At 67.1% G+C, this 8,170-nt stretch carries 6 protein-coding genes; 3 read left to right on the plus strand and 3 right to left on the minus strand.

Annotated elements, in window-relative coordinates:
* Positions 1-170 precede the first annotated feature (170 nt).
* Positions 171-638 (plus strand): LppP/LprE family lipoprotein, encoded by a 468-nt coding sequence (locus tag A9X01_RS26425; RefSeq protein ID WP_436405313.1) that lies wholly within the window; start codon positions 171-173, stop codon positions 636-638.
* Here the strand turns inward: A9X01_RS26425 and A9X01_RS26430 are convergent.
* Positions 635-2,575, minus strand: a complete 1,941-nt coding sequence (locus A9X01_RS26430) for an acyl-CoA dehydrogenase family protein (RefSeq protein WP_065123534.1) — start codon at positions 2,573-2,575, stop codon at positions 635-637. The two genes, A9X01_RS26425 and A9X01_RS26430, sit on opposite strands and share 4 nt — an antisense overlap.
* A 128-nt stretch (positions 2,576-2,703) precedes the next feature.
* Here A9X01_RS26430 and A9X01_RS26435 point away from each other — a divergent pair, with 128 nt between their 5' ends.
* Positions 2,704-3,246 (plus strand): methyltransferase family protein, encoded by a 543-nt coding sequence (locus A9X01_RS26435; protein ID WP_253849405.1) that lies wholly within the window; start codon positions 2,704-2,706, stop codon positions 3,244-3,246.
* On the opposite strand, the gene A9X01_RS26440 is transcribed toward A9X01_RS26435, so the two are convergent.
* Positions 3,237-5,696 (minus strand): ATP-binding cassette domain-containing protein, encoded by a 2,460-nt coding sequence (locus tag A9X01_RS26440; RefSeq protein WP_065123536.1) that lies wholly within the window; start codon positions 5,694-5,696, stop codon positions 3,237-3,239. The genes A9X01_RS26435 and A9X01_RS26440 overlap by 10 nt on opposite strands.
* A gap of 105 nt (positions 5,697-5,801) precedes the next feature.
* On the minus strand, positions 5,802-6,278 hold the full coding sequence (locus A9X01_RS26445; RefSeq protein WP_065123537.1) for a MarR family winged helix-turn-helix transcriptional regulator: 477 nt from the start codon (positions 6,276-6,278) through the stop codon (positions 5,802-5,804).
* Between the two features lie 107 nt (positions 6,279-6,385).
* On the opposite strand from A9X01_RS26445, the gene A9X01_RS26450 reads away from it, so the two are divergent.
* On the plus strand, positions 6,386-8,170 hold a 1,785-nt coding region (locus tag A9X01_RS26450; protein ID WP_436405312.1), incomplete at its 3' end, for an ATP-binding cassette domain-containing protein.

The raw sequence follows: 8,170 nt of genomic DNA on the forward strand, positions 1-8,170 counted from the left end.
AGTGCTCCCTGAACACCCGCGCCGGCACTCGCCAGCCCCCGCCCCAGCGCCGACAATGTCGCTGCAAGCCGGGCACAGATCATATTGCTCCCGGAAGCGCCCCGGCCCGACCCGGCCGGAGGCGGCTAGGCTACCCACTCGTGCGTTGCCGGCAAATCCTGATCGCGACTTTGATAGCCATCACAATCGCGGGCTGCGGCGACAAACCATCCAAGCCACCTGCCGCCAAACCGGACAGCTGCAAATCCTCCGACAGCCCCACCGCCGAGACGGTGCGTCAAGCCATCGCCAAGGTGCCGATCGAGGTGCCGGGCTCGACCTGGGTGGAGATCGGCCGCGGCCGCACCCGTAAATGCCGGTTGAACTGGGTGCAGATCATCCCCACCATCGCCTCTGAGTCCACCCCGCAACAGCTGCTGTTCTTCGACCGCAATACCCCACTGGGCTCACCGACCCCCAACCCGAAGCCCTACATCACCGTGCTGCCGCCCAGCAGCGACGACACCGTCACCGTGCAGTACCAATGGCGCTCCGGCAACGACGAAGAATGCTGCCCGAGCCAACGGGCAACCGTGAAGTTCCAGATCGGACCCGACGGCAAGCTAAAGGCCCTAGGTCCGATCCCGCACCAGTCTTAGTCGGCCAGATTCTCCGGGTGCAGCATCTCGGCGTAACGCAGCTGCTCCGGAATACCGAACCCGTCAACCAGTGTCCGGGCATGCGGCCGCAGCACGCGGCATCGATCGTTGATGCCCCGAGTCACAGCCTTGGCCCGCTCGGTCGACAGGTACCGGTGCTCGATGAACCAGGCCTTGTCCTCTTCGATCACCGACAGCGCGTACAGGTCGCAGATCACATCCAGCAACTCGCGCGCCTCCGGGTCCGGGCAGGCATCGATCCCGGCGACGAACGCTTCCAGCACGATCCGGTCGATATGTGCCTGCGCCGCGTGCAGCACGTGATCCTGCACCGCGTTGAAGGCGTCGAACGCCGACATTTCCTTGGACTTTCCCTGCAGTCGGCGCGCCACCGATGACAGCAGATAGTCCTCCCGATCCTCGAACATCGAGACCTGGGTGCCGCGGTTGAACAGGCTGCCTTCCTCCTCGCTATCCTGCCGCGCATCGATGATTCGCTGCATGATCGCTTCGGCCGCAGTGCGTTTCATCACCCGGTCGCCAACGGTGTTGGCCGCGAACCTAACCCATTCCACCGGGCTCATGCTCTTGATGTCGTCGGCGTAGGCGGTGAGCAGTTCCTTGGCCACCAGTTGCGTCAGCACGTGGTTGTCGCCCTCGAACGTGGTGAACACGTCGGTGTCTGCGCGCAACGCGATCAGCCGGTTCTCGGCCATGTAACCCGCACCACCGCAGGCCTCGCGAGCCTCCTGGATGGCCCGCGACGCGTGCCAGGTGTTGGCCGCCTTCAGCCCGGCCGCCCGTGCCTCCAGCTCGCGCTGTTCTTCGGCGTCAACGACATCGGAGGTCTGCAGATCATGTGTCTTCGACACCAGTTCGTTCTGCGCGAACTGCAGCGCATAAGACCGCGCGATCAGCGGGAACAGCCGCCGCTGGTGCACCAGGTAATCCATGATCAGCACTTCTTTGTCGTCGTCGTCTGGCGCGCTGAATTGCCTGCGCTGCAACGCATATCGCGTCGCGATGTCCAACGCGACGCGGGCCGCCGCACCCGCGCTACCGCCGACGGTGACGCGGCCGCGGATCAGCGTGCCGATCATGGTGAAGAAGCGCCGATTCGGATTGTCGATCGGCGAGGTGTAGGTGCCGTCGGGCGCGACGTCGCCGTACTTGTTCAACAGGTTGACTCGCGGCACCCGGACATGGTCAAACATGATGCGCCCGTTGTCGACTCCGGGCAGGCCGCCCTTGTACTGGCAGTCCGACGTCGTCACACCGGGTAGGTCATTGCCGTCCTCATCGCGGATCGGCACCAGCACGCAGTGCACCCCGTGGTTGACCGGCTCACCATCCTCGTGAGTGATCAATTGCGCGAAAACCGCTGCCATCCGCGCGGTTTCGGCGGCGCCGCCGATGTAGTCCTTCCGTGCCGTCGGCGTCTCGGAGTGGACGACGAACTCCTCGGTCTCCGGGTCGTAGGTCGCGGTCGTCTCCAAGGACTGAACGTCGCTGCCGTGCCCGGTCTCGGTCATCGCGAAGCAACCGAGCAGGTCCAGCGTGATGATGTCCTTGATGTAGTCCCCGTGGCGCTCGGTGCCCAAGTTCTCCACCGCGCCGCCGAACAGGCCCCACTGGACCCCGGCCTTCACCATCAACGACAGGTCCGACATGGCCAGCATCTCGATCATCGTGATAGCCGCGCCGACGTCGCCGGTCCCGCCGTGCTCCTTGCGGAACCCTTCATCGGAGATGCCCGCGTTCGCCATGAGCTGCATCTGCTCGGCCACCTTGGCGCGGGCGATGACGGTGTTGGGGGTGTAGTGCGGGCGGAATGCCTCTTTCGAGAGCTGGGCCCGCGTCTGGTTCTTCACATCTCGCCAACGCCCGTCGAGCGCGTCGCGCAAATGATCGGCAGTGGTCTTCTCGTTCGGCGCCATGTCACGACGTTAACCCGTCCTCCGCCGCGCCGAAACAAGTCACACTTCAAGACGTTGCGGTGTCATGTAATCGTTAGGTCAGCACGCAGACGGAGAGAACTGGGATGCCGCACTATCTGGCAGCGCTCATGGCGGTCCTTCTGATGGGCACCGTGCTCACCAGGGTCCTGCTGCTCAAGAAATCGGGCACGAAGGCGATGCACTTCGGCAGTCTCGACAAGACCGACTTCGTGATCCCCCCGGTCGCGTCGGTGTACTTCTACACAATCTTCGCCGTCGCCTTCGGCTGGCCGCTGATCAGCACACAGCGGTTCTTCCACAATGCCGCGATCGCCTGGATCGGCGTGGCGTGCTGCGCGGCCGCCGTCGTGATTCTGGTGCTGAGCCTGGTGTCGTTCGGCAGAAGCTTTCGGGTCGGCATCGACGTCGACAAGCCCGGTGGCCTGGTGACGACGGGCATCTTCGCGGTCAGCCGCAACCCGATCTACGTCGGCTTCCTGCTGTTCCTGACCGGCCAGTTGCTGGTGTTCCCCAATTGGGTTCCGCTGATCTACCTGCTGGCCGGCTCCTGGCTCATCCATCGGCAGGTGCTTCGCGAAGAAGACTTCATGCGCGGGCACTACGGGCAGGAATACGCCGAGTACTGCCGCCGCGTCAGGCGCTACTTATGAGACACAGGCCGTAACCGGTAACGGACGAACCCTGCCCACAGCGCCCCGAGGACCAGCAGCATCAGCATGTCGAACACCCACCACCCCGAGTAGTGGGTCCACACCAGGTTGTCGGGTGCCAGCTTGTCGACGCGACGCAGATTCACGGTGGCGGCGGCCGCCGCAAAACCCCACTGCGCCGGAACGAACCAAGAGATCTGGTCGTAGCCCCAGGTGCCGACCAAAGACACCAAACCACCGGCGAACAGCAACGATGCCAGCACCGCCGGAATCGCCAACGGCAGCGTTTCCCGTTTCGACCTGCCCAGCGAGGACAGCCCCAGCCCCACGATCGCCGAGACGATGGCCGTCGCCGCCACACTCACATACAGCTCCACATCCGCATTGCCCAACAGCACCGCCCCATGCCGCGGCCCACCCTTGCCGCTGACGACGATGGTGGTCAGGATCGCGGCCTGCACGGCCACGATCAGGCTGAAGACGACCAATTTGGCCAGCAGATAAGCCGATGCGGACAGTCCGATCGCCTGCTCACGGCGGAAGATCCGACGTTCGCCCACCAGATCGCCGATGGTGGCCACGGTGCCCATCAACACCGCGGCGAAGTTGAGCGCAGCCAAAATCTCCAGCGCTTCATGGGTGTTGGTCGACCCGGGGCCGGCCCGGTTCAGACCCGCGCTGCCCGGGATCAGCAGCGTCAAAGCGCCCAGGGCGAACGGCAGCAGCACCAGCAGCAGCACAAAGAAAGGTCGGGTCAGCAACAGAAAAAGCTGGCGACCGACCAGCAACCGGAACTGACGGCCGAAACCCGGAACGGGCGGGAGCCGCTCGGGCCGGGTCACCGACGGCGGCGTCGGGGACACCAACGCCTGCTGCCGCATCAGGAACGCCTGGTGAGCGCCGAGCGGGTCGGCGCTGATGCGCCCGAAAATGTCGTACCAGTCCGCCGTGCCCAGCGCGGACTCGATGTGCGAGGGCGGGCCGGCGAAAGCCAGCTGGCCGGCCGGTGTCAACAGCAGCACCTGGTCGCTGAGATTCACGTGCACCAGCGACGCGCTGGCCACCACGACGACGCAGCCGAGGTCGGCCTGCCGGCGCAGCAGTCCCAGCACGTGGTTCTGTTGCTGCGGATCCAGGCCGGCGCCGGGCTCATCGACGACCAGCAACGACGGGCGGGTAAGCAGTTCCACCGCCATCGATGCGCACCGCCGCAGCTCGGGCGGCAGTTTGGCGATCCGGGTGTCGCGATGCGGGGTCAGCTCGAGCTCGTCGAGGACCTGGAGGATGACCCGGTCTCGATTTTCCGGCGTTGTGTTTGACGGCAGCCGCAGCTCGGCTGCGTATTCCAGCGCCCGCTGCACGGTGAAGCTGGGATGCACCCGGTTGTCGCGCGGCACCACACCGATGCGGGACCGCATCGTCTCCGGCTCGTCGTGCACGTCGTGTCCGTCGACCGTGAGGATCCCGGAACTGAGCGGCCGCGTGCCGGAGAGCAGCCCGGTCAATGCGAAATTGCGCGCCGCCGACGGCCCGACCACGGCGATCAGCGCCCCCGGGCGGGTGGTGAACGAGATGTCGGACAGCACCTCGCGCCCGCCGACGACCAGGCCTAAGTTGTAGGCGGCCACCCCGATCGTGCGGGCGCCTGGCTGCAAGGGCAACCGACCGGTTTGCGGCGGTGAGTCGTCGGGGCCGGTGTCGGCGCGGGCGGGCAACAGCTTGCGGGTCGCGTCGGTCATGCGTTCGACCAGGCCACGGCCCTTGGGCTGCCCGTCCTCGCGGGCGGACACCGCCCGGAACGGGTTGGTGGGTCGCTCGAGCGGGGAGCGTTCGACCGGCCCGGTGGGGATGCGGGTGGTTTTAGGTTCAGCCGGTTCCGGGGTTGGCTCCGGCACTGGTTCGGGGACGGGCACCGGAACCGGCGCGGCCACCGGCACGGGGTCGGGAACCGGCTCTGGGGTGACCGCCTTGAGGCGGCGTGTCTCCGGTTCCATCGCGATGCGCCCGGTGGGCGGCTCCTCCGTCGCTGGCGGGGTCGGCAGTGCCGGGGCCGATGGCGGGGTTGCCGGTGGCGGCAGCGGGGTCGACGGCTCTGATGACGGCGAGGGCACCTTCACACCCAGCGGATCGGTGCTCGGCGGCGGCGCGTCCGACGGCGCGGCGACCTGGAACATCAGCCGCGGTCCGCGCTCCGGATCGCCGATCGCGACCATCTGACCGTCGCGGATGTCGACCGTCGACATCCGAATGCCGTCCAGAAACAGCCCCCGGTGGCTCTGATCCACCGCGAGCCAGTGCGTACCGGCAAAGCGCAACACCAGGACCGGGTGCGTTGCCGCGTCCGGGCCGATCGGACCCTCGGGCTCCAGCGGGATGTCGTAGTGATCACCGATACCCACCGTCACATCGCGGCCCGGCACGAAGTCGTATCGCGCCGATCCGACCCACACGGTCAACGGGGAGACGTCAGGTATGGCCGTCCCCTTTCTCAACGGATACTGAAGACGGATATTGACATCAGTGTCCACTCGTTGCGGCGGTTCAGCCACCAACCGTCAGAGCGTATGGCGGCCCGGGGCACTCGCCGCGTTCTCCAGCAGCCGCCGCAACACCTCGACCGCTTCGGTAAGTACCTGACGGTCCGCGGCGTCCAGCCGGGCCAGTTGCGGCTCGATCGCCGCGGCACGGTCCCGGCGCACCGCGTTGAGCGTGTGCTTGCCTTCCGGCGTGATCCGGATCCGCACCGCACGCGCGTCGCCGGGGTCGGCGGTCCGCGACACCAGCCCGGCGTCCTCGAGCCGACGCACCTGGGTGGTCATCGTCGGTTGGGAACAGTGGTCGACGGCGGCCAGGTCGCCGATGCGCGCTTCCCCCTGCGCCTCAATGGTCGCGAGCAACCGGGCCTGGGCGGCGGGTAACGGCATCTGGATTCGCTGGGTGGCCAACCGATTCAGGCGCGCGACCACGGCAAGCAGATCCGCCCCCAGGCCGTGGGCAACCTCGGTGTCATTTGCTGCTGCGGGCGAGCTCATGCGCCCATCGTTGCATAGCTTTGCTATGCGGAACCACTCGTGGCAGGCCTTCATACGAAACGCGCGCGGCGCAGCCTGCAACAAACAGACCTGGCAGAATCAGTCGAGTGAGCGAGATCGGGCCACCCCCGTCGCCCGCTCGGGGTGGACCGCTGCAACCGAGTGAACTGGCGCAAGCATCGGTGATGGCTGCGCTGTGCGCGGTGACCGCCATCATTTCGGTGGTCGTCCCGTTTGCCGCCGGAATCGCCCTGCTCGGTACCGTTCCCGCCGGGCTGCTGGCCTACCGACACCGCCTGCGGGTGCTGCTCACCGCGACGATCGCCGCCGGGCTCATCGCGTTCCTGATCGCCGGCGGCGGCGGATTCATGGGGGTGTTCCAGAGCGCCTACATCGGCGGCCTCACCGGATTCATCAAGCGCAAGGGCCGCGGCACGCCCACCGTGGTGGTGACGTCCTTCGTTGCGGGAGTGGTGTTCGGCGCCGGCAACGTCGCGCTGCTGATGGTCCTGACCCGGCTACGGCACCTGATGCGCGACGCCATCACCGCCAACGTCGACGGGCTCGCCTCCTTCTTCGGTCGTGTTCATCTCGAAGCGGTCGGCGCCTGGCTGAAGGTGGGTTACGCCTTTGCGCTGCGCTACTGGCAGGTGATGCTGCTCGGACTGGTCACCGTCGGCGTGATGGTGATGTCGCTGGTCGGCTGGTGGGCCCTGTCGCGGCTGCTGGAACGCATGCGCGGCATCCCGGACGTGCACAAGCTGGACGCACCCGCGGGCGATCTCGAAAACGCCGCCGTGGGACCGGTTCCGGTGCGCCTGGACAACGTGCGTTTCCGCTATCCCGGCGCCGACCAGGACGCGCTGCGCGAGATCAGCATGGAGATCGGGGTCGGCGAGCACGTCGCGATCACCGGCGCCAACGGTTCCGGCAAAACCACTCTGATGCTGATCCTGGCCGGCCGCGAACCTACCTCGGGCACCGTGGAACGCCCGGGTGCGGTGGGTCTCGGCAAGCTCGGCGGCACCGCGGTGGTGCTGCAACACCCGGAAAGCCAGGTGCTGGGCACCCGGGTCGCCGACGACGTGGTGTGGGGTCTGCCGCCCGGCACCAAGACCGACGTCGCCCAGTTGCTGCGCGAGGTTGGCCTGGAAGACCTCGCCGAACGCGAGACCGGCAGCCTGTCCGGCGGCGAGCTGCAGCGCCTCGCGCTGGCGGCGGCGCTGGCCCGCGAGCCCGCCATGCTGATCGCTGACGAGGTCACCACCATGGTGGACCAGCAGGGTCGCGACGCGTTGCTGGGCGTGCTGTCCGGCCTGACCAAACGGCACCGCACCGCGCTCGTGCACATCACGCACTACAACAACGAGGCCGAATCCGCGGACCGCACAATCAAACTCAGTGACTCCCCGGACAACACCGGCATGACCCAAGCCGCGGACACGCCGCCTCCTGTCGCGGGCGTGGGGGATACCCACCATGCGCCAACCCTCGAACTGATCAACGTCGGCCACGAATACGGGATCGGTACCCCGTGGGCCAAGACCGCGCTGCACGACATCAACTTCGTCGTCGAGCAGGGCGACGGCGTGCTGATTCACGGCGGCAACGGCTCGGGCAAGTCGACGCTGGGCTGGATCATGGCGGGGCTCACCACGCCGACCAGCGGGGAGTGCCTGCTGGACGGCCGGCCCACCCATGAACAGGTCGGTGCGGTCGCGTTGTCCTTCCAGGCGGCCCGCCTGCAGCTGATGCGCAGCCGCGTCGACCTGGAAGTCGCCTCCGCGGCGGGCTTTTCGCACAAGGACACCGACCGGGTGGCCGCCGCGCTCGGCGTGGTGGGGCTTGACCCCGCCCTGGCCAGTCGCAGCATCGACAAGCTCAGCGGCGGT

This window comes from Mycobacterium asiaticum (assembly GCF_001668675.1).
Lineage (GTDB): Bacteria > Actinomycetota > Actinomycetes > Mycobacteriales > Mycobacteriaceae > Mycobacterium > Mycobacterium asiaticum_D.

What these genes read in the sequence shown, in the direction of transcription:
- A9X01_RS26430 (WP_065123534.1), bottom strand. Translation starts at nt 2,575, where the DNA reads ATGGCGCCGAACGAGAAGACCACTGCCGATCATTTGCGCGACGCGCTC.
- A9X01_RS26435 (WP_253849405.1), top strand. Translation starts at nt 2,704, where the DNA reads ATGGCGGTCCTTCTGATGGGCACCGTGCTCACCAGGGTCCTGCTGCTC.
- A9X01_RS26445 (WP_065123537.1), bottom strand. Translation starts at nt 6,278, where the DNA reads ATGAGCTCGCCCGCAGCAGCAAATGACACCGAGGTTGCCCACGGCCTG.